This is a genomic window from Rhodoluna limnophila (assembly GCF_005845365.1).
Lineage (GTDB): Bacteria > Actinomycetota > Actinomycetes > Actinomycetales > Microbacteriaceae > Rhodoluna > Rhodoluna limnophila.
Genome location: NZ_CP040509.1, coordinates 1213104 through 1237207, shown reverse-complemented (window position 1 = coordinate 1237207; position 24104 = coordinate 1213104). Strand labels below are relative to the sequence as shown.

Below are 24104 nucleotides of genomic sequence, written 5' to 3'. Positions count from 1 at the left end.
GGTTTAGAACTACCAGTTCAAGCCAAGGCTGAGCGCAGCACGTAGGTCGCCGACCCCAGAGTCAACCGACCGAATGAATCCGAGTCGGGTGGCCTCGTTGGCCCGAACTTTGGCGTTTGAGACTTTACGAATCTCGCCGGCCAGCGAGATCTCGCCAAAGGCAACCAGGTTGTGGGCAATTGGTTTATCTTGCACGGCAGACGCGATTGCCAGAGCAATTGCCAAATCTGATGCAGGCTCGGTCAGGCGCACGCCGCCCACTGTTGACACGTAGACATCCATGTCGCCGACTCGTAGGCCAGCGCGGCGCTCAAGCACGGCAAGCAGCATGGCCACTCGAGCAGAGTCAACACCGTTGGTTACTCTGCGAGGCTGTGGTGTAGATGATTTGACCACCAAGGCTTGGACCTCGGCAATTAGTGGCCGCTTGCCCTCAACGGTAACTGTGACGCAGGTGCCCGAAACTGGGGCGTCACCGCGAGATAGGAACAGTCCGCTCGGGTCGGCAACCTCTGCGATGCCCTCGCCGGTCATCTCAAAACAGCCAACCTCATCGGTTGGCCCGAAGCGGTTTTTCATACTGCGCACAAATCGCAGCGATGTTTGGCGGTCACCCTCAAAGTGGCAAACTACGTCAACCAGGTGTTCCAGGGCACGTGGGCCGGCGATGTTGCCGTCTTTGGTCACATGGCCAACCAAAATAACCGGCAGCGCCCGCTCTTTGGCAACACGGATCAGGTTTGCCGCAACCTCGCGAATCTGAGAAGGCATTCCGGCGGCCCCGTCGATCTCGGCCGCCGCAATGGTCTGAACCGAGTCAACGACCAGAAGCTCCGGCGCAATGGCGTCAATTTGCCCGAGGACGGTAGATAGGTCGGTCTCGCTCGCGATGAAAAGGTTGTCACTCATGGCACCGGTGCGTTCGGCGCGCAAACGAATTTGGCCCACCGATTCTTCACCGCTGACGTAGAGCACGCGCTTGCCAGACTTGGCGGTGTTTGCCGCAACTTCAAGCAACAGTGTGCTCTTGCCAACGCCAGGTTCACCGGAAAGTAAAACAACCGCTCCTGGAACCAAGCCGCCGCCGAGGACGCGGTCGAATTCACCAACCTGAGTAGACCAAGCGGTAACGCGCTCAGTGCTGACATCGGTGATGGGTTTTGCAGCCGAAGAGCCAACTATGGCTACCGCGCGAACGTTACGCACCGTGCCCAAACCGCGGCCACCGCCGGGCTTGCCCTCTTGCATTGTGTCCCACGCTTGACACTCGCCACAGCGACCAACCCACTTGGGGGTGCTCCAGCCACACTCGGTGCAGGTAAAGGTGGCTTTGGCGGCAGACATACCTCAAAACTATCAAGCCATTCCGACAATCGGGCTCGCCTAAACTGTGTCTGTGGACATCAAAAGAATCGCAATTCTCGGCACCGGCTCAATGGGCGGCGCAATCTTGTCAGGGCTATTGAAGTCAGGCTTTGATCCAAATCAAATTTCGGTGAGCACCAAGAGCACCGATAGTGCCGAGCGCCTTGCCGAAGAGCTGGGTGTGCTTAGTTTTGCCCTTGAGAACGGCGATGACGCCAATCAAATGGCCGTCGCTGGGGCTGATGTGGTGCTCATCGGAGTTAAGCCGGCTTATGTGCTTGAGGTTTTGGCTGACGTGGCTGATTCACTAAATGACAACGCACTGGTGATCAGTGTTGCTGCTGGAACCACCACAGCTTCAATGGAAGCAGTTCTGCCTGAGGACGTTGGTGTAGTCAGGGCTATGCCAAACACGCCTGCGATTGTTGGCCGCGCGGTCACCGGTGTTGCAGCTGGTGAGCGTGCCACCGACTGGGCGGTTGATGTCACCCGCGAACTGTTTGAAACCGTGGGTAAAGTTCTAGTGCTCGACGAGAGCAAGATTGATGCGCTGAGCACAATCTCTGGCTCGGGTCCGGCCTACGTGTTCTACCTAATTGAACAGATGACCAAGGCTGCTAAGCATCAGGGTTTTAGTGATGAAGATGCAGCGCTTTTGGTTAACGAGACCTTCTTGGGTGCGGCCGAACTTTTGGTTGATTCGGGAAAGGCTCCAGATGCTCTGCGCAAGCAAGTGACTAGCCCAAACGGCACTACCGAACGAGCAATTGCACGGATGGAACAGACTGACCTAGCCGGAATGTTTGCCGAAGCCACCGACGCGGCCTTGGCACGTGCTCGTGATATTGCCGCCGGAAAGTAAACGGCTACTAAGCCTCTGCACCATTAGCCAGTCGACCCCAAATCGGAAGGTTATCGCTGCCCACAAACAGCCCGCTAAATGCGCTCAAAAATGCAGTGTTCCAACATTCGTCATTAACTGGGTTTCGGTCAAGTTCTGAAATCACACGCCCGTGCAGCATTCCAAGGGTAAGAACCGCCGCGGCACGTGCATCGAGGTGCGGTTTCAAAATGCCACGATCCTTCAGCAATTGCATTACCTCGGCCAGGCTCGAGGTTAGCTCACTCTGAACTTCGATGATTGCCTCACGAAGTGGTGGGCGACCCGTGGTGCTGCCAATTGTGGTGGCCTGATCGCGAGCCGGAAACTGCTCAAAGTGGTGGTTAAGAAAGGCCAACATTTCGTCGTAGTGCTCGGCCATCTCTTTGGCACTGTGCATGCGGGCCATGAATCTCTTGACACGCTCGATGTCATCTTGAATCGCGTTGCGAAAACGCTCAACATACGCAGCCCTAATCAGGCCGTCTCTATCGCCGAAGTGGTGGTAGATCGAGCCAATCGAAACGTTGGCCGTTTTTGAAATCTCTTGCACACGGACGGCAGCCTCGCCGCCACTAAGCAAATATTTATTGGTTACCTCGAGGACCAGCGCAATGGTGTCTACGGCACGCGCCTGCTTTGGTGATGGTGCTGGCGCTGACTTGCTATTGGGGCTCATCATTGGTCCTTCGGCTGATTTTCTAGAAAAGTTAGTGATTACTTTCTAGAACTAACCGCTTGGTTGTCAGATTAGTTCCCGCGACGCAAAGAATTATTTTGATTTTTTAGCGCGTAATTTATTGCCCTTGTTCGATGCTTTTGCGTCGGCAGCGGCATCGGTGCTGAATAGAGTTTTGAAAATTACGAGTGCCAATAGTGCACCGGCAAACTGGCAGAGTACAAAATTCAACACCGATTCAGGTGCGATGCCCGCGAAGGTGTCTGAGAAGATTCGGCCAACGGTAACTGCCGGGTTGGCAAATGAGGTTGACGCGGTAAATAGGTAGGCGGAGCCAATCCAGGCCGCAACCGCAACGCCAACTTGGGTAGTGCTGAAATTGCGCGCGCTGAAAACCAGAATCACCAAGAGCAGGCCGGCCGTTGCAACGATCTCAGAGACCCAGGTTCCAAACCCCGCTCGCACATTCTCAGAAACCTGCAGGGGTGCTAGGTCAAACATGGCGTTAGCTAAAACGGCTCCAGCCGAGGCACCCGCTGTTTGCACTGCGGCATATGCCAAAAACGTGGTTGCATCCAGCTTTTTGAGCGCCAACATAATCAAAGAGACCACCGGGTTAAAGTGAGCGCCACTGATTGGCCCAAACAGGGTGATCAGCAGAGCCAGAGCTGCAACCGTTGAGATGGTGTTGATTATCAGGGCTTGCCCAAAATCGGTGGAAAGGTTTTGCCCCATGATGCCCGAGCCAACAACTACGGCTACCAGAAGGAGGGTTCCTAAAAATTCAGCGACAAGTTTCTTGGTCATGCGTTTGAGTCTCTCTGCCTAGGTTCAGCCTGTAGATTACCGCAGCAACCTGAACTCAAGGTTTCCAACTGGTTCACCGTGGGCCACTTAACTCGGCTAGAATAGAGAAATCGTTTTGCTCGTTGCCGATCCGGTAGATGAGCATCCAAAATCTGTGAGGTCCCTATGGGTTCAGTAATTAAGAAGCGCCGCAAGCGTATGTCTAAGAAGAAGCACCGCAAGTTGCTTCGCAAGACTCGTCACCAGCGTCGCAACAAGAAGTAAGTCGTTCACTCGGCTTACTCAACAAAAATCCCGTCAAGAATTCTTGACGGGTTTCTTGTTTAAGTGGAGTTTTAGATGCTACTTATTGGCGCGTAGTTCGCGCTTTTTGAAATCGAGAATTGGCCACTCGGCCGCCACTGCGTAGCGCTTGAGCGCAGCATCTGGGTTAACTGCAACAGCGTGACCAACTACGGTCATCATCGGAAGGTCATTCACGCTGTCGCTGTAGGCGTAAGAGTTTTTGAGGCTGATGTTGCGCTCTTTGGCTAGTGCCTTTACGGCCTTGCGCTTGTGTTTGCCGTGCAGGGTCTCGCCGACCAATTTGCCGGTCAGAATGCCATCTTTGACCTCGACTACGGTACCCAGGCCGCCGGTCAAACCTAGGCGGTGTGCAATAACGTCGGCAATTTGTTTTGGTGTGGCAGTAACCAACCAAACCTCGCGGCCGGCGGCAATGTGCTCTTTGGCAAGGCGCACTGTTTCAGGCCAAAGCTTTGGGCAAATGTACTTGTCGTAAACCTCATCGGTGAGTGCCGCTAGGTCGTCAGCTTTATGACCTTCGATGAGCCCAAGCGCGCGATCACGAATCTCATCAACGGTGGTCAGAGTCTCGCCACGAGCAATAAAGCGCGCCTGCTGCCAGGCAAATCTCCAAAAGTCACGGCGGCTAAAAAAGCCTCGCTTGAACGCTGCCTTGCCGAAAAGAAAGCTGCTGGAACCCCGGATGATGGTGTTGTCAACGTCGAAGAACGCGGCTTCGATTTTGGTTGATTCCTTGGGGGTATTGGGCACCTGTTCAGTTTAGTTGCCGGCACCGCGTTGGCCTGTCATAGGCTGGGGTTTGTGAACGTGGAATTAACCTTGATCGGCAAACCTGGCTGTCATCTGTGTGATGATGCCCGCGATGCGGTGAATCGTGTGGTTGCTGATTTTGAGCAGCGCCACGCTACTGCGTCAGTCAGCCTCACCGAGTTGAACATTCTGGATGACGCAGAGCTTGCCACCCGATACTCAGAGGAAATCCCGGTCTTGCTAATTAACGGGCAAGTGCATAACTATTGGCGTATCGACGAAGTGCGATTTACGGCTGCGTTGAACAACTTAGCTAAGGGGTAGTGGTTCTGATGCGATGGATCTTGAAGCGATTCTGGTTTCCGATCTTGCTAGTGGTTTTGTCACTGCTGGGCCGAAAATACCCTTGGGCTCTCAAGGTCAAGAACACCATCATGAAGTTTTCCGACCCCATCCAAAAGGTTCGGTCGGCCACTAAAGGCGCTGCCAAAAAATAGCCCAATGAAAAATCCCCGACCAATAGCCGGGGATTTTCTCTAAGGTGCGGAAGCTTATGGCTCCAAGCGGTTTGGTCCGCGGAACAAGAAGCCAACTTCGCGGATGTTTGGCTGGTGCAACAGCAGCATCAAAACGCGCAGCAGACCCATTCCAAAACCACCGTGGGACGGCGCACCGTACTTGAAGAAGTCAAGGTAGGTCTGCAGACCCTCTGGCTCTAGACCCTTGGCCTTTACCTGCTCAATCAATACATCAAGGCGGTGTTCACGCTGAGCACCAGTGGTGATCTCGGTTCCACGCCAGATTAGGTCATAGCTGTTGGTAAGTGCTGGGTTGTCGGCATGACGCATGTGATAGAACGGGCGCACAGTAGCCGGGTAGTCAGTCACAAACACAAACTCGTGTCCGTGGGTCTCCTGGGCCCAGGCAGCAATCTGGCGCTCGCCCTCAGGGTCAAGGTCTCCGCCGCGTTCAACAACGTGGCCGCGTTCCTTGATGATCTCGACTGCCTCAAGCAGCGGGACACGAGGGAACGGGATAGATGGAACCTGCACCTCAATACCGAAGTGCTTCAGAATTTCATCGCCGTGCTTTTCTTTTACCGCACTAATTGCGCGGTGAAGCAGTTGCTCTTGAATCTGCATGACGTCTTCGTGTGAGTCAATCCAAGAGACCTCGATGTCGACCGATACAAACTCAGTGGCGTGACGAGAGGTGAAAGAAGGGTCGGCACGGAACACAGGGCCAATCTCGAAAATCTTGCCAAGGCCAGACATCATGGCCATCTGCTTGTAGAACTGAGGTGACTGGGCAAGGTAGGCGTGGGTGTCAAAGTACTCAAGCTTGAATAGTTCGGCGTTTGACTCTGATGCCGAAGCCATCAACTTAGGCGAGTGAATTTCAACAAAGTCGTTCTCGGCCCAGTACTGGCGCCAAGCGTTCTCAATAGTGGTCTGGATACGGAAGACCAGGTTCATCTCAGGGCGGCGCAGGTCAAGGAATCTCCAGTCCATGCGCTTGTCGATTGAGGTGTCGTCAGCAATCGGAGTTTCAGGGTCAGCCATAGTGACGATCTCGACATCATCAAGCTGAATCTCAAGACCACCGAGCTTCACGCGCTCATCGTGCACCAAACGACCGGTAATCCAGACGAATGAACCGTTGGTCAGGGTCGAAACCTTCGCAGCCAGAGCGTCGTTCTCGTCAGGGACCTCGTTCACCACTGGGCGAGGGTAAGTGACCTGAACATCGCCGGACTCATCACGAACAATGATGAACTGGATGCGCTTTTGATCACGAAGCTTTTCTACCCATCCACCAATGGTTACTGGGCCATCTGGCAGGGCGGCAAGGTCTTTAACTAGGGCACGGGCTCTCATATGGGTCAAGTTTAGCCGAGGGTAGACTTATAGCTATGCCCGCCGAACGTATCCACCTAATCCGTCACGGTGAAGTGCACAATCCAGACGGCGTTTTGTATGGTCGGCTGCCGCACTATTCATTGAGCGCAAAAGGTCACGAAATGGCTGCCACTGCTGCAGCCACACTAAAGGCTGACCGCCGCCCGATTTCTGCTCTTTACGCCAGCCCGTTGTTGCGAACCCGCGAATCAGCAGAACACGTCCAAGAGGCATTCGGCCTTGATGTAGTTACCGATGAGCGCCTGATTGAACCGCACAATGTTTTTGAAGGTCGTCGACTTAGCGGTGGTCACATCCTGGTTAGGCCACACCTTTACTTTCACCTACGCAACCCAATGCAGCCGAGCTGGGGTGAGCCTTACGTGCAAATTGCTGGCCGCATGATGGCAGCGATAACCGACGCGTGGGAAAAAACGCCGGATGGGGATGTAGTTCTGGTCTCACACCAGTTACCAATAGTGATGGTTCAGCGTGCGCTCGCCGGAGAATCTCTGGCTCATAATCCAAAGAAGCGCCGTTGCGCTCTTTCGAGCATCACCACCCTGGAACGCCAGGGAAACCGTTTTGTTGAAGTTGATTACCGAGACCCAGCTGCTGGTGCCGGTGCGATTGATTTGGGTGCCGTATGAGAAAAAATCAGCGACTCTTTCTGAACATTGCCTTTGCCATCATGGTTGCGGCAGTCATTATTGCCAGCCTGTCAGGCTGTGCCGCCAACGATCCTTTGGCTAACCAATTCAAAGCCGGGGACAACAAAAACTATATCGCTGGCGATGGCACGGTGACCGAGTTTTCAGCTGAAAACCGTAAGGCAGCCGTTGAGTGGACCGGGACCACCGAAAGCGGTGAAGTCATCAGCAGCTCACAGCTTGAAGGCGTAGTTACCGTGGTCAATTTTTGGTACGCCGCCTGCTTGCCTTGCCGTCTTGAGGCACCCGATTTAGTGGCCCTCGCAGCGGAGTACCCAGAGGCACAGTTCATCGGTGTCAACGTTCGTGATTCGGCTGAGACCTCAGCGGCATTCTCAAAGAGCAAGCAACTGACCTGGCCTTCGATCATCGATAAAAACGATGGTGCCGTGATGTTGGCCTTTACCGGCATCGTTACACCGAATGCTGTGCCGACGACGCTCGTGGTTGGTAAAGATGGCAAAGTTACCTCGCGAGTTTACGGCCAGATTGACCGCTCAATTCTTGGCACCCTAATCAAGACAGCACTCGAGGAGTAAGTCTTGAATCCAAACGACATCATTTTGAATGGCTCGCTGCTTGCGGCCATTCCGATGGCGCTTTTGGCCGGAATCGTCTCATTTATCAGCCCGTGCGTTTTGCCACTAGTACCCGGATACCTCGGTTTTGTGTCTGGAATGTCGGCGACTAAGAGTCGCGTGGTCCTCGGTTCCCTGCTGTTCGTTCTCGGGTTCTCGATTGTCTTTGTCTCGTTCGGTGCCCTGTTTGGTGGCATCGGGGCCGCGGTTTATGCCAGTGGCATCATCTGGGTTCAGCGGGTTCTTGGCGTCTTCGTCATCTTTTTGGGCTTTGTTCTAATGGGGCAGTTCAAGTTCATGCAGCGCACCATGAAAATGCAGGTTTCGCCGAAGTTGGGTCTGTTTGGTGCACCACTTTTGGGCGTTGCCTTTGGGCTCGGATGGACCCCGTGCATCGGCCCAACCCTGGCTGCGGTTTTGACCCTTGCATCTGATTCGGGGTCGCCAGCCAAGGGTGCACTTCTCGCATTTGTTTACGCACTCGGCATCGGACTTCCGTTTGTGGCCATAGCAGCCGGTTTTGGCTGGGCCACGAAGTCGGTCGGGTTTGTCAAGAAGCACATTCGTGCGTTCAATATTGGTGGCGGCGCACTGCTGGTCATCCTTGGTGTTTTGATGGTCACCGGAATCTGGAGCGTACTGTCATCATGGCTACAGCTGGAGGTGTTTGGCTATTTCCAAGTTGCAATCTAAAGGCAGCGAGGCTTCGGCAAATCTGACCAATGCGGTCAACGATTTTGAAGAGCAGGTTATCAACGCCCCGACTTTGAGTTTGGCCGGATGGGCGCGATGGACTTGGCGTCAGCTGACCTCAATGCGCACCGCCCTGTTTTTGTTGTTGTTGTTGGCTGCTGCTGCGGTTCCGGGGTCAATTTTTCCCCAGCGTTCTGCTGACCCAAATGGTGTAATTCAGTACTTCGACAACAACCCGGTTGCAGCCCCGATTCTCGATGCCATTCAACTTTTTGATGTCTATACCTCGGCATGGTTCTCGGCAATTTACATCCTGCTGTTTATCTCGCTAATCGGTTGCGTTTTGCCTCGCACCGCAGTGCACGCCAAGGCGTTGCGTTCGGCACCACCGGCTGCTCCAAAGCTTTTTTCACGGATGCCGGCTAGCCAAAAAGTAAAGCTTGCGGCTTCCAAAGCTGATCAAATTCCTCAGGCGGCTTTTGACCTGCTAAAGAAGCAGGGTTACCGAGTGGTTCGTGATGGAAACTCAGTGTCGGCTGAGCGCGGCTACCTTCGCGAGACCGGAAACTTGGTTTTTCACATCTCACTCATCGGTGTTTTGATTGCAGTTGGTTGGGGTGGTGGCCTGAGCTACAGCGGGCAGCGAGTTTTGGTTGAGGGCGAGACCTTTGTGAACAATCTGGCTTCGTATGACTCGTTTGCGCCGGGCACGTTCTTCACCGAAGAAAACCTCGTTCCATTTGCGGTCAAGCTAGACAAGTTTGAGGTTGATTTTGACTTTGCTAACGTGACCAACGTTGGCACCCCATTGGACTTTAGAGCCTATGTTGCTGCCAAGGTGCCTGCCTCTGAAGGCGTTGCTGCCCAAGAGAAATCTGGCGTCATTCGGGTTAATGAACCGCTTGAACTGCCAGGGGCACACGTTTACCTGACCGGTAATGGCTATGCACCTGAGATAACCATCCGAGACCTGGATGGAAACATCACCTATTCGGGAACCACCGCGTTCTTGCCACAGTCAACCACCTACACATCACTTGGTGTAATCAAGGTGCCTGATGCGCCGAAGCAGTTCGGCATTATTTCTTTCTTCTACCCGACGGTTGATGAACTTGAGACCGGTGCGCTGACCTCGCTGTACCCAGCACCGATTGACCCGTTGTTGACGATGAATGTTTACGAGGGTGACCTTGGTCTCGAAACAGGGGCCCCTAAGAACGTCTATGCACTTGACACCTCAAACATGACTCAGGTTGCCGGTGGCAAGAGTGGAGTGGCCGGGTTGCGCCTCACCGTTGGCGAGACCGTTGATCTCCCCGGCGACCTAGGCACGGTTACTTTTGACGGCATTCGACGGTTTGCATCGCTGGACGTTAGCTACAACCCCGGCGGAATTTGGGTGCTCTTTTTTGCGTTGCTTTCTCTAGCGGGTGTGACGCTTTCACTTTTGGTTCCTCGCCGTCGCGTTTGGGTCAGACAAACTTCTACCGGATTTGAAGTCGCTGCTCTCGCCCGCGGCGATGACCCTTCACTTGAAAAAGTTGTTTCTGAGGTGGCTTTGGTTTTGGCTCCAGAAACAGGTTCAGGTTCAAACTCAGATTCACGTCCAAACTCAGAATTAGACCAAACAGAAGGTAAGTAAGTATGACTTTGATGGAATTGGGTAACGGCTTCTTGACCGAGGTTGGCATTGCACTCAACCCAGAGCTCGCTGGCATTTCACGCCTGTTCATCCAGGGCGCCATGTTGTTCTATACGGCCGCCTTTCTGAGTTTCGCATTCCACCTATCGCGCCTAGCCAGCCTTGATAAGGCTGCTCGCCAGACAGCGTCAAAGCTTGAACGAGCCGGAATTATTCTGCTCGGAATCGCCGCGGTTATTCACGGAGTCGGTGTGGTTCTGCGCGGTATTTCAGCTTCTCGTGTGCCTTGGGCAAACATGTACGAGTTCTCAATCACGGGTTCGTTTGTAGTCGTGGCTATTTTCTTGTTAGCTCTCAAGATCAAGGACATCCGACTAATCGCAACTTTCGTGGCTGGTTTCAACCTCTTGATTCTCGGAACAGCCGATACCGTCTTCTGGGTGAAGGTGCAGTCGCTTATGCCTGCGCTTCAGAGCTACTGGTTGGTAATTCACGTTTTGGTAGCAGTTTTGGCCACCGCATTCTTCAACATCGCAGCGGCACTCTCTATCGCCTATGTGTTCAAGACCGCCAAGTGGGTGCAGGCTTCTAAGGCCAAAGTCGTGGCTACCTTCAAACGAGTTTTGGATCTGTTTCCGGACATCGAGAAGATGGAGCGTTTGGCCTACCGATTCAACATCATCGGTTTCATTCTTTGGAGCTTCACTTTGATTGCCGGAGCAATTTGGGCCGAACGCGCCTGGCACCGCTATTGGGGTTGGGACACCAAAGAGGTGTGGACCTTCATTATCTGGACCATCTATGCCGGCTACCTGCACGCTAACGCTACTCGCGGTTGGACCGGCAAGCGTTCAGCTTGGTTGTCGATCGTCGGCTTCCTTGCCATTCTCTTCAACTTCACAATCGTGAACCTGTACTTCAAGGGCTTGCACGTTTACAGCGGTCTATAAACACCGATGACCTACTCCGCGACTGATTTGCCGCCGCTTATCGGGCTGCTTTCTTCGGCGCGCGTGGTGGCTTTGCCGCTGCGAACCTCCTTTCGTGGTCTAGCCGAGCGCGAGGCGTTGCTGTTTGAGGGGCCAAACGGTTGGGCTGAGTGGTCTCCTTTTGTTGAGTACGACGACGCTGAGGCGGCTGTTTGGTTGGCCGCGGCGATTGAATTTGCCTATGGCCAGTTGCCGCCGTTGCTTCGCGATCGAATTCCGGTCAACGCCACGCTTCCGGCCGTTGCGCCTGACCAAGTTGTGTCCGTGCTCTCTAAATTTGGTGCTTTTCGAACCGTAAAAATCAAAGTGGCTCAGAGTGGTCAAGACCTCAACCAAGACCTTCAGCGCATTTGGGCCGTAAGGCAAAATTACCCGGATGCCCGAATTCGCCTGGATGCCAACGGGGGATACTCGGTAGCCGAGGCAGTTGCTCTGGCTGGTGCCATGGTTGAAAACGGAGTCCCGCTGGATTACCTGGAGCAGCCGGTTGCCTCAATTTCTGAATTGGCTGAACTCCATCAAAAACTTAGCTCACTCGGTGTTTTGATTGCTGCCGATGAGTCGGTTCGAAAGGTCACCGATCCAATGGCGGTTGTGGCTGCGGGTGCTGCTGATCTATTGGTTTTGAAGGCGGCGCCTCTGGGCGGGGTTGGTCGGGCCCTCAACATCGCAGGCGAGGCTGGCTTGCCGGTAGTGGTTTCCAGTGCGCTGGACACCTCCGTTGGTCTCTCAATGGGGGCGTACCTGGCTGCCGCATTGCAAAACCTCGACTTTGATTGTGGTTTAGGTACGGCAGCACTTTTGGCCGGAGACATCACGCGCGAGCCGTTGCTGCCGGTGGATGGTTTTATCGATGTCCGCCGAGTTGAGGTTGACGAGTCAAAGCTGGATATTTTTGAGGCCGAGGACCACCGCATCGACTGGTGGATCGATCGGCTAGACCGCTGCTTCAAGTTGCTGCAAGACGCCGATTACCTAATTAGGTAATTTCTAATCACTTTTGCCTCAACGAAAAAACCTGCGCGATAAAGAATTGAAAGTAGCGTGCCCGAATTCGGGTCTCGGCGCCCATTTTCAAGTCGATTTATCACTGACGGTGGCACTCCAACAAGCTCAGCAAATTGTTTTTGATTGAGCCCCAATTGCATGCGTGCATCAAAGATCAAGGCTGCTGAGAAAGTGCGGTAGTAATGGCCTGGCAGGCCACGCACAGTCCATTCAGGCGGGTAAAACTGCATCTGATGTGCAGGCATTCCAAAGGGCTTATCCCGGCCACTGCTGCGGCCATTGCCACGACCCCGGTGTCGTTCGTCTGCATCGAGAAACCATTCTTGCATTCCCAAAAATTACCGAATTGGGTAACTTCGCAGAATGGGTCTCCAGTTTTTGTGGACAAATTGGGATGGATGCTACCGCGCAGCACCTCAAGTTAGGCTTGAAGCATGAACTCAAAGGTTTCAGAAATCTTCGACCCAACTATTTGGCACGAGGTGCCTGGCTTCGAAGAACTCGAAGACGTGACGTATCACAAGCACAACAGCCTCGGCATTGTTCGCGTTGCATTCAACCGCCCAGAGGTTCGCAACGCTTTCCGACCAAAAACCGTAGATGAGCTGCACCGCACCCTCGACCACGCTCGGATGGATTCGCGAGTTGGCGTCGTCCTACTGACCGGCAACGGGCCGTCTGCCAAAGACGGCGGCTGGGCCTTCAGCTCAGGCGGAGACCAGCGCGTCCGCGGCCGCGATGGCTATAAGTATGCCGATGGTGAAACTGCCGAAACCATCGATGCCGGCCGAAACGGTCGACTTCACATCCTTGAGGTTCAGCGCCTAATCCGGTTTATGCCAAAGGTTGTTATCGCTCTTGTTCCAGGTTGGGCAGCTGGTGGTGGTCATTCGCTAAACGTAGTTGCCGATCTATCTTTGGCCAGCGCCGAGCACGCCCGCTTCAAGCAGACCGACGCTGATGTCGGATCTTTTGACGCAGGTTATGGCAGCGCATACCTTGCTCGCCAAACTGGCCAAAAATTTGCCCGTGAAATCTTTTTCTTAGGCGCCGAATACAACGCGCAGCGAGCTTATGAAATGGGTGTGGTCAATGCCGTTGTGCCACACGTCGATCTTGAAAAGGTCGGTGTCGAGTGGGCGACAGAAATTCTTAGAAAATCACCGCAGTCAATTCGAATGCTCAAGTTTGCATTCAACGCAGTTGATGATGGCATTGCAGGTCAGCAACTCTTTGCCGGTGAGGCCACGCGCTTGGCCTATGGCACCGACGAGGCGGTTGAGGGTCGCGACTCATTCTTGCAAAAACGAGAGCCAGACTGGTCTCCGTATCCGTGGCACTTCTAAGCGCGATTTATAAATAGGGCCGAGACGCGAACTTAAATGCACGACCTAAAACTGATTGCAGCAAACGACGCATTTGGTGCGCTCGTTGCGCTGACTGATGTTTTGGATGGCAAGCAGGCGCTCTTTGTCACCGCCCCTGAGGTAAACGGAAAAATGCCGGAAACCCACGGGCTGCCGGAACAGGTAGGCGACCGAATTGCCCTCATTGTTGAAAGTTCAGGCTCAACCGGGCGCCCAAAGCGAATTCAGATTTCTCGCGAAGCCCTGATCGCTAGCGCCAATTCCTCGGCCCTGGCGCTGGGCTCGTTCGAGGGTACGGCTCAATGGTTGCTTGCGCTTCCGATCAACTACATCGCTGGCTTGAATGTGCTGACCCGCTCAGTGTTGGCCGGGACCCAACCGGTCTTGATGAACACCTCGGTTCCATTCACCCCAGAGGCGTTCAGCCGCTCAGCCAGTTTTATGACCGGTGATCGCCGATACACGTCACTGGTGCCAACTCAATTGGCGCGCTTGGCCAAAGCCGTTGACCAAGATCCGTACCTGCTTTCGCAGCTTAGAAAATTTGACGCTATTTTGGTCGGTGGTCAAGCTCCCCAAGATGAGGTTGTCGACAAGCTGACCCACTTGGGTGTGAACCTGGTGATCACCTATGGCATGACCGAAACCTGTGGTGGCTGCGTCTACAACGGGCAACCGTTAGCCGGGGTAGAGGTCGCAACCAACGCTGGGCGCATCGGGGTTAAGGGGCCCATGTTGGCAGAGGTGCCAACTGACGAAAACGGTTTTTATTGGACCAACGATGAGGGCGTGGTTTATTCCGACGGCCGATTAGAAATAATCGGAAGGATGGACCGGGTTATAAATTCGGGTGGCATCAAAATCTCGTTGGATCGAGTCGAGCAACTGGCCCAACAGGTAGTTGGCGTAACCGGTCTGGCGGCAACAGCGATTGATGATGTCGAATGGGGGCAGCGGGTTGGCATTGCGTTTACTGGCAGCCCCGAGGTTGCTGATGAGGTGGCCACGGCCTTGGCAGATGATCTTGGTCCGGCGGGCAGACCAATTCGAATACTTCGGGTAGACAAACTTCCGCTCTTGCCCAACGGCAAAAATGACCTTCTAGCAATCAAGCAGCTCTTTGAGGAGAACTAATGGCCCAGCAAAAGAAAACTGGCAAATCAGCAGCAAAATCAAAGCGCTCTGACTCACTAAAACTTTGGCTTGCTGGCGCGCGCCTTAGAACGCTGCCGCTGGCAGTGGCTCCGGTTCTGATTGGTATGGGTGCCGCAGATGCTGCTGGCAAGTTCAGCCTTGCGCTCTCACTGCTTGCCCTGACTGTTTCACTGAGCCTACAAATTGGCGTCAACTACGCCAACGACTACTCAGATGGAATTCGCGGCACCGATGCCAAACGCGTTGGCCCACTGAGGCTAACCGGATCAAATTCGGTGCGCCCAGCAGCGGTTAAAAACGCAGCTTTTGCGTTCTTCGGAATCGCTGGGATCGCCGGCCTAACTATCGTTGTGCTAACCCAGCACTGGTGGTTCTTGCCTGTGGGCGCTGTCTCAATTTTGGCTGCTTGGTTTTACACCGGTGGCAAGAGTCCATACGGTTACGCCGGGCTCGGCGAGCTTGCCGTCTTTGTCTTTTTTGGCCTAGTGGCAACCTACGGCACCGCCTACATTCAAATCGGCAGCTTCGACATCAACTCGCTATTCGGCGGTATTGCCCTTGGTTTCTTTGCATCGGCAGTTCTCATGATCAACAACATCCGTGACATTAACACTGATGCCGAAGTTGGCAAAAGAACGCTTGCGGTCAAGGTCGGAGCCAAGTGGGCAAAGGCGCTTTTTGTTGTGATGCTCTGGCTGCCAATGGTTATTTTGGCGCCGTTTCCATTTATTTACCCGGCAACGTTCTTTGCCTGGGCAACGCTATTTTTGGTGGTTCCGGCAACCGTTATTGCACTCGCGGCTAAGACACCGCGTGAGCAAATCCTGGTCCTAAAACTGACCAGTTTTGCGGCACTTGCCTATGCTGCGCTTTTTGCTCAGGGCCTGGCGGCTATTAACGGCTAGTTGTTGATGTACCAAGTGTTCAAAGTAGCCATCACGCATTAGGGTTGCTTCATGGTCCTAGCCGGAGTGATTTTTGACTGCGATGGAGTGCTGGTTGACAGTGAGCGCCTCGGCGTCCAGATTGATCGACAGGCTCTGAGTGAAGTTGGGCTTCACTACACTGTTGACGAAGTTGTGCGCACCTTCATGGGTAAATCAGACAAGTTCTTTATCGACACTGTCGAGGAACTCATTGGGCGTAAAGCACCAGATGGCTGGCTTGATGAAATAAATCACCGATACCGGCTTGCGTTCGAGCAGGACCTGACCTCTGTTCCTGGAATCGAATTGGCCCTAGACGCAATTGACGTGCCGCACTGTGTAGCCTCAAGCGGCACTCATGAAAAAATGCGGTTCACCTTGGGTAAGACCGGTCTTCTTCCGCGCTTCGAAAATGTTTTATTCAGTGCCACACAGGTTTCTCGGGGTAAGCCCCACCCAGACCTCTTTCTATTCGCAGCTGAAAACATGGGCTGGCAGCCATCGCAGTGTGTGGTGGTTGAAGACAGTCAGGCTGGCGTAGAAGCCGGCCTAGCTGCTGGTATGAGAGTTATCGCCTATGCAGGCGGGTTCTTGAAGCACCATGAGATTCAGCATCCGAATCTTGTTGTAATTCAAGAGATGCAAGAACTTAGCGACCTAATTAACGAGCCATCGCTTTGGTAAGCGAAGCGATGAATCCATCAAAGTCCCTCGAGCCACGAATGATTTCCTGCATTCTGGATCTATCGCTGAAAACGTCCACGAACTGTTCCAAAACCGGCTGAAACTCCTCACGCCCGCTGGCGGCAAAGGCAATAAATGCAACCACGTTTACAGTCTGTTCGCCCCAGGCTCCTGGTTCTTCATTCACCGCGATTGCGATGGTCGGCACCTTGGCACTCATGGTCATATCGTGTGGAACCGCAAGCCCATCAACAAAAACAGTCGATGACATTCTCTCGCGTTCAATCGCGCCTTCGACGTAGTCCTGTTCGACGATCTCTAGGTCGGTCAGTCCTTTGCCGAGAATTCGAATCATGTGTTCAGGATCATCGAATGAAATGTTCCTGAAGAAAAGATCCTCTCTGAAACAGGCAATCAAGCGTTCACGGATCTTCGAACGACGTCTAGAAGCTCGAACGCCGGCGACAAGATTTCTCAAGTCCGTCATGTTTTGCTGGGTCAAAAATGGCTTTACCTCTAGAGCATTGTGCAATGGCAAACCCATTGGAATCGTCGAGATGATGATGTCTGATGTGATTCCGCGAACATCGACATCGGTGCGGTTAACCACAGACTCGATTGAAATCTCTTCTCCCAAGTCCTTCTCAATGCTCTCGCGCATGACAATGTGAAGGTCGTAGTAGGACGGGCAGATGATGGTCGCAGTTACTCGGTTTTCTTCCTGCGCTTGGCGCTCCAAGAAGCTTCCGATGTGCAGAGCAACATACGAAATCTCATCTTCATCGATAGTGATGCCGCGCTCTTTTTGAATCAATGAGCACATGTACACGGCAAGGTCAAAAATAAGCGGGTACGAAGTCTTGATTGATTTTGCGATCGGGTTACGGCTAAAAACGTTGAACTTTGCCCGATAAAAGAGGTGGCCCAGGTGTAGAGCCAACCTTTCAACTAGCTCCTCATTCCGAAGATCTACCAAATATTCTTCGTAAACCTTATCCAAAACCCTCAGCAGGGTCTCGCGGTCTTCGGGTGCAGCCTGGGCGGCTGCCGAAACACTCTTTTTAGCTGCACTTATTACGCGGGTGGCAACCTGTCTAGCCAGGTAGGCTTCTTCAACCTGGCCGAGTGAAACATCAAAGTGCCTTGCCACAAGTGCTTGAATGACGCTAGCAATTAATGAGGCCTCGTCACCTAGATCTTGCGGTTCGTCAGGCAAAGTGCGGCCATTTCTGACCCGGTCAACGGTGATAGCAACGTGCAGAAGCACTGAATCAATTCCGTATTCATTGATGATGAAACCGTGAAAATCTAGCCGCTCAATTAGGTCGGTTTTGAATTCCACCAATTTTGGTATTTCAAATCTGGTGGCCACCGAGTAGAGGTTCACAAAATCTGTGTCGAGTGATGAATAAACCAGCAGTGAGATCACGCGGCGGATAGCGGTTTCAGTACCTTCGAGGTAAAGGTAGCCCTCTGACCGAGAGATTAGAACCTCACAGGGTTCAACGACATCTCTGGCCCGTTTTAGGTCAAGTTCTGCGGTTGCCAAGGACACATGCATCAACTTGGCGATTTCTTCGAGGGTGATCCCATTTTTGGCATCGATGATCAGGCGGATGATGTGGTGAGCACGCTCCCGCGGAGTCGTCGGGGAGGCTGTTGGGTTAGTGGCTTGGGCCTCGCGAAAAGTCGCGAATGCCTCAGTGTTCAACTTGTACCCACGAGCCGAGGCCGAAATTATCTCGAAAGGCTCGGCAGAGGCCTTTGCAGCTGCGATGTAATTGCGCACGCTCCGACTGGTAACGTGTAGGCGCTCGGCCAGCGACTGAGCTGAAATCCAGTCATTTGACTCACGGAGGATTTCGATTAGTTGCGCAGTCTTATTGCTCATAGTTCTCGAACTTTATCGAATCGTTGCCAAATTTTCCGCCTTTTCCGCCTGTTTTCCTAACCTGAGGAAAGAGGTTTATCGAACTCAACCCGTTTTGCCGGCAATCTGCGTGCCATAGTTTCATCCGAGGAGGTAGAAATGACCAAAGTTCACATAGTTTGCGGGGCTGGTGCTTCCAGCACTTTCCTAGCTGTGAAGCTTCGGGCAATTTCTCAAAATCAAGATTTAGGCATCCAGTTTTTCCCGACTTCCCTAGAGGGTTTGCAGGCAAAAGCAGGAGACATTGTTTTGGTGGCCTCGCACATCGTAGGAGCACCCTCACTGGGGGCTCTGCACGAAGCAGGTATTACTGTCGTCAGTTTGCCCGAGAAAGTTAATGGTGGATTCAATGCCGAAGACGCAATCGAGCTGATCACGCAACACCTGCAGTAGCTAAAAATTAGCGCGGAAAAACTGCGCATCGAAATAAACATCAAGCAAAGGAGCATTTCGTGACTGAATCAAAGTCAAACGGCGGCTTCCGTGTAGGAGTACAGAAGTTCGGTACATTCCTATCGGGTATGGTCATGCCAAACATTGCAGCATTTATTGCGTGGGGTTTGATCACCGCGCTATTCATTCCAACCGGCTGGATCCCGTCACTGGGTGCACCGGTAGAAGAGGGCGGTCTAAACTTCCTGGCCCTAGTCGGTCCGATGATTGTGAACCTTCTTCCACTACTTATCGCTAACACAGGTGGCCGTTTGGTCTACGGTGCACGTGGTGGAGTTGTGGCAACCATTGCAACCATGGGTGTAATCGTGGGTACCACTATCCCGATGTTCATGGGTGCCATGATTGTTGGTCCTCTAGCAGCCTGGGTAATGAAGAAGATTGACAAGATCTGGGAAGGCAAGATTCGTCCTGGCTTCGAGATGTTGGTCGACAACTTCTCAGCAGGTATCGTCGGTGCCGCTCTAGCAATTGCAGCGTTCCTTGGAATGTCTCCAATCGTTACCGCAATCAGCGATGCTCTCGGTAAGGGTGTTGAGTGGCTAGTAAGCACCGGCTTGCTACCTGCTACCAGCATTCTGATTGAGCCTGCAAAGGTCTTGTTCCTAAACAACGCAATCAACCACGGTGTATTGACTCCACTAGGTACCACTGCTTCTGCAGAAACTGGCAAGTCAATCCTGTTCTTGCTAGAGGCTAACCCAGGTCCTGGTCTAGGTATCCTTGCGGCCTTCGCGCTATTCGGTGTTGGCCTTTCTAAGGCATCTGCTCCTGGTGCAATCATCATCCACTTCTTGGGTGGTATCCACGAGGTTTACTTCCCATACATCTTGATGAAGCCAGCTCTTATCGTTGCTGCCATCGCAGGTGGAGCAACCGGTGTTCTAACCAACGTCATCTTTGACTCAGGTCTTCGTGCACCAGCTTCACCAGGTTCAATCTTTGCCGTTCTACTTCAGACCGCCAACGATTCATACCTAGGTGTAATCCTGTCTGTAGTGCTTTCAGCAGCCGTTTCATTCTTAGTCGCTGGCGTTATCATCCGTGCTACTCGCTCACGTGACCTTGCAACTGACGAGAACGGCGCCCTAGGCGACGCAATTGCTCAGAGCGCAGCTAACAAGGCAGCAGGTAAGTAACAATGTCATCAGAACTTACTACTCACGTTGTATTCGCCTGTGACGCAGGCATGGGTTCAAGCGCCATGGGTGCTTCCATGCTTCGAAGCAAGCTAAAAGCAGCCGGGTTATCAGATGTCAAAGTCTCCAATGCGGCTATCGCAAACTTGACCGGAGGCGAAGAGTTGATCATCACTCAATCGCGTCTGAGCGATCGAGCGAAGCACATGGCACCGAATGCCCTTCACTACGCTGTCGACAACTTCATGGGGTCGCCAAAGTATGACGAAGTGGTTGCTCTGCTACAGTCTCAGCGCAGTTAAGTAAGTTCAAGGAACCGAGGATTCTAAGTGTCAAATAAAGCAATCGAATTGATTCGTTTGGTGGGCGTGGCCAAGTCGCGTGACGAGGCCATCAGCGAAGTCGCAGAAATGCTGATCAACGCAAAAGCCGTCACACCTAGCTACCGCGATGCGATGTTTGACCGAGAATCCTCGGTTTCTACCTACATGGGGCATTACCTAGCCATTCCGCACGGCACACTCGAAGGTGCGGCCGAGGTTCTTCACTCGGCGCTTGCGATTGTCCGATACGAGGAGCCAATCGACTGGGATGGCAACGAAGTCCGATTTGTGATCGGCATCGCCGGAAAAGACGGCACCCACATGGATTCCTTGGCGCAGATTGCCCAGGTCTTCAGTGAGCTTGAGACCGTTGAGAAATTGCTCAAGGTATCGACCGAAGAGCAGGTTCGAGAAATCTTTGCCGAGCAGGCCGCTGCATGATTGCAGTTCACTTTGGCGCCGGAAACATCGGTCGAGGATTCATCGGACAACTGCTACACGAGGCGGGTTTTGAAATCTGCTTCCTTGATGTCAACGCTGACGTTGTCCAGGAGCTCAAGAACCAAGAGTCCTATCAGGTTATTGAAACTGGCGTTGGCGCAAAGACACATACGATTGCAAATTTCACTGCGCTAAATTCGAGTACCGAATTTGATGAGGCGGCCAAGGCAATCGCCGGCGCAGATATTCTTACGACTTCTGTTGGGCCAAATGTTCTCAAGTTCCTGGCTCCACTCATCGTTGCCGGTCTAAACCTTCGCGACGCCAGCGAACCATTGGTGGTGATGGCTTGCGAAAACGCCATTCGGGCTACCGACAACCTGAAGCAAGAATTGGGGCAGCTCGATCCTGCAGTGATCTCAAAGGCGCTCTTTGCAAACACCGCCGTAGACAGAATTGTGCCGCCGCAAAAGCCGGGGCTAGGTCTAAATGTGCTGGTGGAATCGTTCAGCGAATGGGTTATTGATTCTTCATCGTTGGCCGATAGTGCTCCAAACATTCCGGGGGCTTTGTTTGTTTCAGACCTAGCGCCGTACATTGAACGCAAACTTTTTACAGTAAATACCGGTCACGCGACACTTGCTTATGTTGGTCAACGGCACGGGTTAGAAACCATTGTGCAGGCCGCTTCGGACACTAAAGTTTGCGACGTCATGTGGCGTGCACTCGGTGAAACAAGTCAGGTACTCATGAAACGTCATGGGTTCACGGCAGAGGACCACAAAAAGTACGTTGAAAAAACCGTGCAGCGCTTCACGAATCCTGAATTAGACGACCCGGTGATTAGAGTCGGTCGAGAACCTGCTAGAAAACTAGCTCGCCACGATCGATTGGTTGGTCCGGCCGCCTACCTTGCGGAATACGGGCAAACGCCTGTCGCTTTGCTTGAGGCCATTGAATCGGCCTTGTTCTTTGAGGATGCCTCAGACCCCGGCGTTGCCATCTTGCACTCAAAACTAGCTTCAGAGCAGCCAGAAGTTTTTGTCAGGGAGGTAATGGGGATCGACCCATCGCACCCTCTGGCAGCAGAACTCACAAGTCTCGTTGAAAAAGTGAAACAACAGAATTACTCCTATTAGTTCTCTAGTGCTTCCTTATGACTTGTGAAAGCAATGGGGTCTTCGATGTTGAGACGAAGACCCCATTAGCTAATTAAGGGAGCTAATTAGGAGGCTGAATCCTCAGAATCTGCATCTTTATCGCCGACATTCTTGCGGCGGTTATCGATTGACTTGTAGATGGCCTCAGAAACCGCATTGCGCTGCTTGTTGAAGAAAATCAATGAGATGGCCAGTGAGACAACGGCTGCAATCAGAGCTGAGAAGAATGGGTCAAAACCAACCATCAGCATGATGGCAAGTATTACGGCAAATAGGCCGACGCGAATGGTGATGTAAAGGATCCATGGGTTCTTCATGGAATAAGTCTAAGTTTCAAGGTGGTTAGAGTTAAATCATGAAGTGGTTGGTTTTTGTCGCAGTAGCTGCGGGCATCTTGATTATTTTCGGTGCCACCTACGCAATTAGTCGCGTGCTCGAAAAGAAGCGTGCCCCAAAGTATAAAACCACCGCCCCAGATGACGACCCACAGTTTTTGCGCGACCTCGCCAAGAAGCTGAAAGACCAGGATGCCCCTGCGGCGGCTAAGCCCGATCAGGATGTCAGCTCGGCTGAACCAGAAGCCTCATCCGACCCGCAAGACGGCAAAGACTCTGACCCGAGCGACAAGCGTGACCAGTAGTTCACCAGCGCAGGTTTTTGCCGCGCATCTTCTTGCTGCGCTGGCCAAGGCTGGCGTTCAAAATTTCTTTTTGGCCCCCGGGGCTCGTTCGCAGGCATTGGCAATAGCTGCTGGTCAACTTGCCGCAGCTGGCAAAATCAAACTTCACGTTCGCCTTGATGAGCGATCAATGGGCTTCACTGCACTTGGTTCGGCGCTAATCAGTGGCGAGCCATCGGTGCTAATTACAACTTCTGGAACAGCAGTTGCCAACCTGCACCCGGCCGTGCTTGAAGCAAGCCACTCGGGCGTGCCACTGATTCTGTTGGCAGCAGACCGCCCGCACGAGCTACGCGGTGTTGGTGCAAATCAGACCACCAATCAAATCGGAATATTTGGCGATGCCGTTCGTGAATGCGTTGACGTACCCGCACCAAATGGCAACGACGGTGAAATTCGCGAGGCTGCCACCCTGGCAACCAACGCCATCGCTGTAGCTATGGGCTACGACGGTGACCAGCCCGGTCCGGTGCAGTTGAACCTGGCGTTCCGCGAACCGCTTTCGGCCGTCGAGCCAAATGCTGCAGAGTTGAATCCGAGGATCGAACTTCCAAACATTTTTGAACCGCACCCGGAGTTTGCCATGCTTTCTGCCGAGCGCCCAACTGTGGTTATGGCCGGAGCCGGAGCCAGTTCAGACGCAGTGGAACTTGCCGAAGCATTTGGCTGGCCGTTGTTTGCCGAGCCATCTTCTGGTGCACGAATGGGCGCGAATGCCATCTTGGGATACCGCAATTTGCTTGAGCAAAACGCCGACCTTGCCAGCCAGATTGGCCGCGTAATTGTTTTCGGCAAGCCAACCCTCGGCCGTGCTGCGATTCGCCTGCTATATAACCAGGACATCGAGGTTGTTGTTGTTCGCAGCAAGACGATGGGTCACTTTGATGTCAGTCGGAGGGCAGCGCACACCGTCGATGAAATCACCGTTGACGATGAAGTGGATTTTGAATGGCTTGAAGCATGGCGCCGGGCCGACCACGAGCACATCGCAGTCGTTGAAGCCAACACCGATGCTCTGGATCGCCGAGCGCTAATTCAGGCCGTTTGGCGAGTAACCGAGGGTGCTGACCAACTATTGCTTGGAGCCTCAAGGTTGATTCGTGAGGCAGATACGCATGCTCCCGCTAAGGCCATCCGGGTGTTTTCAAACCGCGGTCTTGCCGGAATCGATGGCACGGTGGCAACCGGTGTGGGTATTGCTTTGGTTGAGCGTGAGGGCACAACCCGAGTGCTGCTAGGCGACCTTACGCTCTTGCACGATGCGGGATCGCTAAACATCGATCCTCGCGATGGTGACCTCAACATTCAAGTGATTGTCGGCAATGACCACGGCGGCAGCATTTTCGGTGGCTTGGAAATGGCAAAAACTCTCGATACCGAAACTTTTGATCGACTCTTTACAACGCCTCAAGAAGTTGACTTGTGGCACTTGGCTCAGGCCTATGGTTGGGCCTACGAGCGGGTTGAAAATCTTGGGCAACTCGATGCAGCCCTGGCTATAACTGGCCGCGTACTGGTAGACGTCCGCCTGGCATAGATTGC

General features: G+C 53.2%; 26 protein-coding genes and 1 pseudogene. 19 read left to right on the top strand and 8 right to left on the bottom strand.

Annotation, left to right across the window (positions count from 1 at the left end):
* Positions 1–9: 9 nt before the first annotated feature.
* Positions 10–1344, bottom strand: a complete 1335-nt coding sequence (gene radA / locus FFA38_RS06025; protein WP_138315868.1) for a DNA repair protein RadA — start codon at positions 1342–1344, stop codon at positions 10–12.
* Positions 1345–1390: 46 nt separating this feature from the next.
* Here radA and proC point away from each other — a divergent pair, with 46 nt between their 5' ends.
* Entirely contained in the window at positions 1391–2227 is an 837-nt protein-coding gene (gene proC, locus FFA38_RS06020; RefSeq protein ID WP_419247542.1) for a pyrroline-5-carboxylate reductase, read from the top strand.
* A 7-nt stretch (positions 2228–2234) separates the two neighbouring features.
* On the opposite strand, the gene FFA38_RS06015 is transcribed toward proC, so the two are convergent.
* Positions 2235–2927, bottom strand: a complete 693-nt coding sequence (locus FFA38_RS06015) for a TetR/AcrR family transcriptional regulator (RefSeq protein WP_138315867.1) — start codon at positions 2925–2927, stop codon at positions 2235–2237.
* Positions 2928–3017: 90 nt separating this feature from the next.
* Positions 3018–3731 carry an aquaporin gene (locus FFA38_RS06010; protein ID WP_138315866.1) on the bottom strand — a complete coding sequence of 238 codons (714 nt, stop codon included), beginning with the start codon at positions 3729–3731 and terminating at the stop codon, positions 3018–3020.
* A gap of 165 nt (positions 3732–3896) precedes the next feature.
* Here FFA38_RS06010 and FFA38_RS06005 point away from each other — a divergent pair, with 165 nt between their 5' ends.
* Positions 3897–3995: a 30S ribosomal protein bS22 gene (locus FFA38_RS06005; RefSeq protein ID WP_005504750.1), complete on the top strand. Its 99-nt coding sequence runs from the start codon at positions 3897–3899 to the stop codon at positions 3993–3995.
* A 78-nt stretch (positions 3996–4073) separates the two neighbouring features.
* On the opposite strand, the gene FFA38_RS06000 is transcribed toward FFA38_RS06005, so the two are convergent.
* Positions 4074–4787: an HAD family hydrolase gene (locus FFA38_RS06000; RefSeq protein ID WP_138315865.1), complete on the bottom strand. Its 714-nt coding sequence runs from the start codon at positions 4785–4787 to the stop codon at positions 4074–4076.
* A gap of 57 nt (positions 4788–4844) precedes the next feature.
* On the opposite strand from FFA38_RS06000, the gene FFA38_RS05995 reads away from it, so the two are divergent.
* Positions 4845–5111 (top strand): glutaredoxin family protein, encoded by a 267-nt coding sequence (locus FFA38_RS05995; RefSeq protein WP_253786149.1) that lies wholly within the window; start codon positions 4845–4847, stop codon positions 5109–5111.
* Between the two features lie 227 nt (positions 5112–5338).
* On the opposite strand, the gene aspS is transcribed toward FFA38_RS05995, so the two are convergent.
* The gene (gene aspS / locus FFA38_RS05990) at positions 5339–6664 is read right to left on the bottom strand and encodes an aspartate--tRNA(Asn) ligase (RefSeq protein ID WP_138315863.1); all 1326 of its coding nucleotides are present in this window, start codon (positions 6662–6664) and stop codon (positions 5339–5341) included.
* A gap of 35 nt (positions 6665–6699) precedes the next feature.
* On the opposite strand from aspS, the gene FFA38_RS05985 reads away from it, so the two are divergent.
* The 6 genes from FFA38_RS05985 to FFA38_RS05960 are packed head-to-tail and all read left to right on the top strand — an operon-like array spanning position 6700 to position 12284.
* On the top strand, positions 6700–7335 hold the full coding sequence (locus tag FFA38_RS05985) for a histidine phosphatase family protein (protein ID WP_138315862.1): 636 nt from the start codon (positions 6700–6702) through the stop codon (positions 7333–7335).
* Positions 7332–7934 (top strand): TlpA family protein disulfide reductase, encoded by a 603-nt coding sequence (locus FFA38_RS05980; RefSeq protein WP_138315861.1) that lies wholly within the window; start codon positions 7332–7334, stop codon positions 7932–7934. The genes FFA38_RS05985 and FFA38_RS05980 overlap by 4 nt, the downstream gene beginning before the upstream one ends.
* A 3-nt stretch (positions 7935–7937) precedes the next feature.
* Positions 7938–8666: a cytochrome c biogenesis CcdA family protein gene (locus tag FFA38_RS05975; RefSeq protein ID WP_246777900.1), complete on the top strand. Its 729-nt coding sequence runs from the start codon at positions 7938–7940 to the stop codon at positions 8664–8666.
* Positions 8641–10308 (top strand): cytochrome c biogenesis protein ResB, encoded by a 1668-nt coding sequence (gene resB / locus FFA38_RS05970; protein WP_246777899.1) that lies wholly within the window; start codon positions 8641–8643, stop codon positions 10306–10308. The genes FFA38_RS05975 and resB overlap by 26 nt, the downstream gene beginning before the upstream one ends.
* Positions 10309–10310: 2 nt before the next feature.
* Entirely contained in the window at positions 10311–11258 is a 948-nt protein-coding gene (gene ccsB, locus FFA38_RS05965) for a c-type cytochrome biogenesis protein CcsB (RefSeq protein ID WP_246777898.1), read from the top strand.
* A 6-nt stretch (positions 11259–11264) separates the two neighbouring features.
* Complete coding sequence (locus FFA38_RS05960) at positions 11265–12284, top strand: o-succinylbenzoate synthase (protein ID WP_138315860.1); 1020 nt, start codon at positions 11265–11267, stop codon at positions 12282–12284.
* On the opposite strand, the gene FFA38_RS05955 is transcribed toward FFA38_RS05960, so the two are convergent.
* On the bottom strand, positions 12269–12550 hold the full coding sequence (locus FFA38_RS05955; RefSeq protein ID WP_172956022.1) for a helix-turn-helix domain-containing protein: 282 nt from the start codon (positions 12548–12550) through the stop codon (positions 12269–12271). The genes FFA38_RS05960 and FFA38_RS05955 overlap by 16 nt on opposite strands.
* Before the next feature lie 189 nt (positions 12551–12739).
* Between FFA38_RS05955 and FFA38_RS05950 the strand changes: the two genes are divergently transcribed.
* From FFA38_RS05950 to FFA38_RS05935, 4 genes are read left to right on the top strand one after another with little or no spacing between them, the layout of a single operon-like run.
* The gene (locus tag FFA38_RS05950) at positions 12740–13651 is read left to right on the top strand and encodes a 1,4-dihydroxy-2-naphthoyl-CoA synthase (RefSeq protein ID WP_138275844.1); all 912 of its coding nucleotides are present in this window, start codon (positions 12740–12742) and stop codon (positions 13649–13651) included.
* A gap of 36 nt (positions 13652–13687) precedes the next feature.
* Entirely contained in the window at positions 13688–14806 is a 1119-nt protein-coding gene (locus FFA38_RS05945; protein WP_138315858.1) for an AMP-binding protein, read from the top strand.
* A complete protein-coding gene (locus FFA38_RS05940) occupies positions 14806–15732 on the top strand; it encodes a 1,4-dihydroxy-2-naphthoate polyprenyltransferase (protein WP_138315857.1) in 927 nt (308 codons plus the stop codon). The genes FFA38_RS05945 and FFA38_RS05940 overlap by 1 nt, the downstream gene beginning before the upstream one ends.
* 51 nt (positions 15733–15783) lie before the next feature.
* A complete protein-coding gene (locus tag FFA38_RS05935; protein WP_138315856.1) occupies positions 15784–16437 on the top strand; it encodes an HAD family hydrolase in 654 nt (217 codons plus the stop codon).
* Here FFA38_RS05935 and FFA38_RS05930 read toward each other — a convergent pair.
* Positions 16415–18328 (bottom strand): BglG family transcription antiterminator, encoded by a 1914-nt coding sequence (locus tag FFA38_RS05930; protein WP_138315855.1) that lies wholly within the window; start codon positions 18326–18328, stop codon positions 16415–16417. The genes FFA38_RS05935 and FFA38_RS05930 overlap by 23 nt on opposite strands.
* A gap of 138 nt (positions 18329–18466) precedes the next feature.
* Between FFA38_RS05930 and FFA38_RS05925 the strand changes: the two genes are divergently transcribed.
* The 4 genes and pseudogenes from FFA38_RS05925 to FFA38_RS05910 all read left to right on the top strand — a co-directional run bounded on the left by FFA38_RS05925 (position 18467) and on the right by FFA38_RS05910 (position 21862).
* Entirely contained in the window at positions 18467–18760 is a 294-nt protein-coding gene (locus FFA38_RS05925; protein WP_138315854.1) for a hypothetical protein, read from the top strand.
* Between the two features lie 128 nt (positions 18761–18888).
* Positions 18889–20261, top strand: a pseudogene (locus FFA38_RS05920) (PTS mannitol transporter subunit IIBC).
* 27 nt (positions 20262–20288) lie between these two features.
* Positions 20289–20723, top strand: coding sequence for a PTS mannitol transporter subunit IIA (locus FFA38_RS05915; protein WP_138315853.1), 435 nt, complete (start codon positions 20289–20291; stop codon positions 20721–20723).
* Positions 20720–21862, top strand: coding sequence for a mannitol-1-phosphate 5-dehydrogenase (locus tag FFA38_RS05910; protein WP_138315852.1), 1143 nt, complete (start codon positions 20720–20722; stop codon positions 21860–21862). The genes FFA38_RS05915 and FFA38_RS05910 overlap by 4 nt, the downstream gene beginning before the upstream one ends.
* A gap of 86 nt (positions 21863–21948) precedes the next feature.
* Here the strand turns inward: FFA38_RS05910 and FFA38_RS05905 are convergent, their stop codons facing one another.
* Positions 21949–22200, bottom strand: coding sequence for a DUF4229 domain-containing protein (locus FFA38_RS05905; RefSeq protein ID WP_138315851.1), 252 nt, complete (start codon positions 22198–22200; stop codon positions 21949–21951).
* A gap of 38 nt (positions 22201–22238) precedes the next feature.
* Between FFA38_RS05905 and FFA38_RS05900 the strand changes: the two genes are divergently transcribed.
* Positions 22239–22523, top strand: a complete 285-nt coding sequence (locus FFA38_RS05900) for a hypothetical protein (protein WP_138275840.1) — start codon at positions 22239–22241, stop codon at positions 22521–22523.
* Entirely contained in the window at positions 22513–24099 is a 1587-nt protein-coding gene (menD, locus tag FFA38_RS05895; RefSeq protein WP_246777897.1) for a 2-succinyl-5-enolpyruvyl-6-hydroxy-3-cyclohexene-1-carboxylic-acid synthase, read from the top strand. The genes FFA38_RS05900 and menD overlap by 11 nt, the downstream gene beginning before the upstream one ends.
* The last annotated feature ends 5 nt before the right edge of the window (positions 24100–24104 follow it).

Coding starts and splice junctions, on each gene's coding strand:
- FFA38_RS05905 (WP_138315851.1), bottom strand. CDS start 22,200: ATGAAGAACCCATGGATCCTTTACATCACCATTCGCGTCGGCCTATTT.
- FFA38_RS05955 (WP_172956022.1), bottom strand. CDS start 12,550: ATGCCTGCACATCAGATGCAGTTTTACCCGCCTGAATGGACTGTGCGT.
- radA (WP_138315868.1), bottom strand. CDS start 1,344: ATGTCTGCCGCCAAAGCCACCTTTACCTGCACCGAGTGTGGCTGGAGC.
- FFA38_RS05960 (WP_138315860.1), top strand. CDS start 11,265: ATGACCTACTCCGCGACTGATTTGCCGCCGCTTATCGGGCTGCTTTCT.
- FFA38_RS05950 (WP_138275844.1), top strand. CDS start 12,740: ATGAACTCAAAGGTTTCAGAAATCTTCGACCCAACTATTTGGCACGAG.
- FFA38_RS05910 (WP_138315852.1), top strand. CDS start 20,720: ATGATTGCAGTTCACTTTGGCGCCGGAAACATCGGTCGAGGATTCATC.
- FFA38_RS05945 (WP_138315858.1), top strand. CDS start 13,688: ATGCACGACCTAAAACTGATTGCAGCAAACGACGCATTTGGTGCGCTC.
- FFA38_RS06005 (WP_005504750.1), top strand. CDS start 3,897: ATGGGTTCAGTAATTAAGAAGCGCCGCAAGCGTATGTCTAAGAAGAAG.
- FFA38_RS05940 (WP_138315857.1), top strand. CDS start 14,806: ATGGCCCAGCAAAAGAAAACTGGCAAATCAGCAGCAAAATCAAAGCGC.
- FFA38_RS05985 (WP_138315862.1), top strand. CDS start 6,700: ATGCCCGCCGAACGTATCCACCTAATCCGTCACGGTGAAGTGCACAAT.
- FFA38_RS05980 (WP_138315861.1), top strand. CDS start 7,332: ATGAGAAAAAATCAGCGACTCTTTCTGAACATTGCCTTTGCCATCATG.
- FFA38_RS05930 (WP_138315855.1), bottom strand. CDS start 18,328: ATGAGCAATAAGACTGCGCAACTAATCGAAATCCTCCGTGAGTCAAAT.
- FFA38_RS06010 (WP_138315866.1), bottom strand. CDS start 3,731: ATGACCAAGAAACTTGTCGCTGAATTTTTAGGAACCCTCCTTCTGGTA.
- ccsB (WP_246777898.1), top strand. CDS start 10,311: ATGACTTTGATGGAATTGGGTAACGGCTTCTTGACCGAGGTTGGCATT.
- FFA38_RS05925 (WP_138315854.1), top strand. CDS start 18,467: ATGACCAAAGTTCACATAGTTTGCGGGGCTGGTGCTTCCAGCACTTTC.
- FFA38_RS05900 (WP_138275840.1), top strand. CDS start 22,239: ATGAAGTGGTTGGTTTTTGTCGCAGTAGCTGCGGGCATCTTGATTATT.
- FFA38_RS06015 (WP_138315867.1), bottom strand. CDS start 2,927: ATGATGAGCCCCAATAGCAAGTCAGCGCCAGCACCATCACCAAAGCAG.
- aspS (WP_138315863.1), bottom strand. CDS start 6,664: ATGAGAGCCCGTGCCCTAGTTAAAGACCTTGCCGCCCTGCCAGATGGC.
- FFA38_RS05935 (WP_138315856.1), top strand. CDS start 15,784: ATGGTCCTAGCCGGAGTGATTTTTGACTGCGATGGAGTGCTGGTTGAC.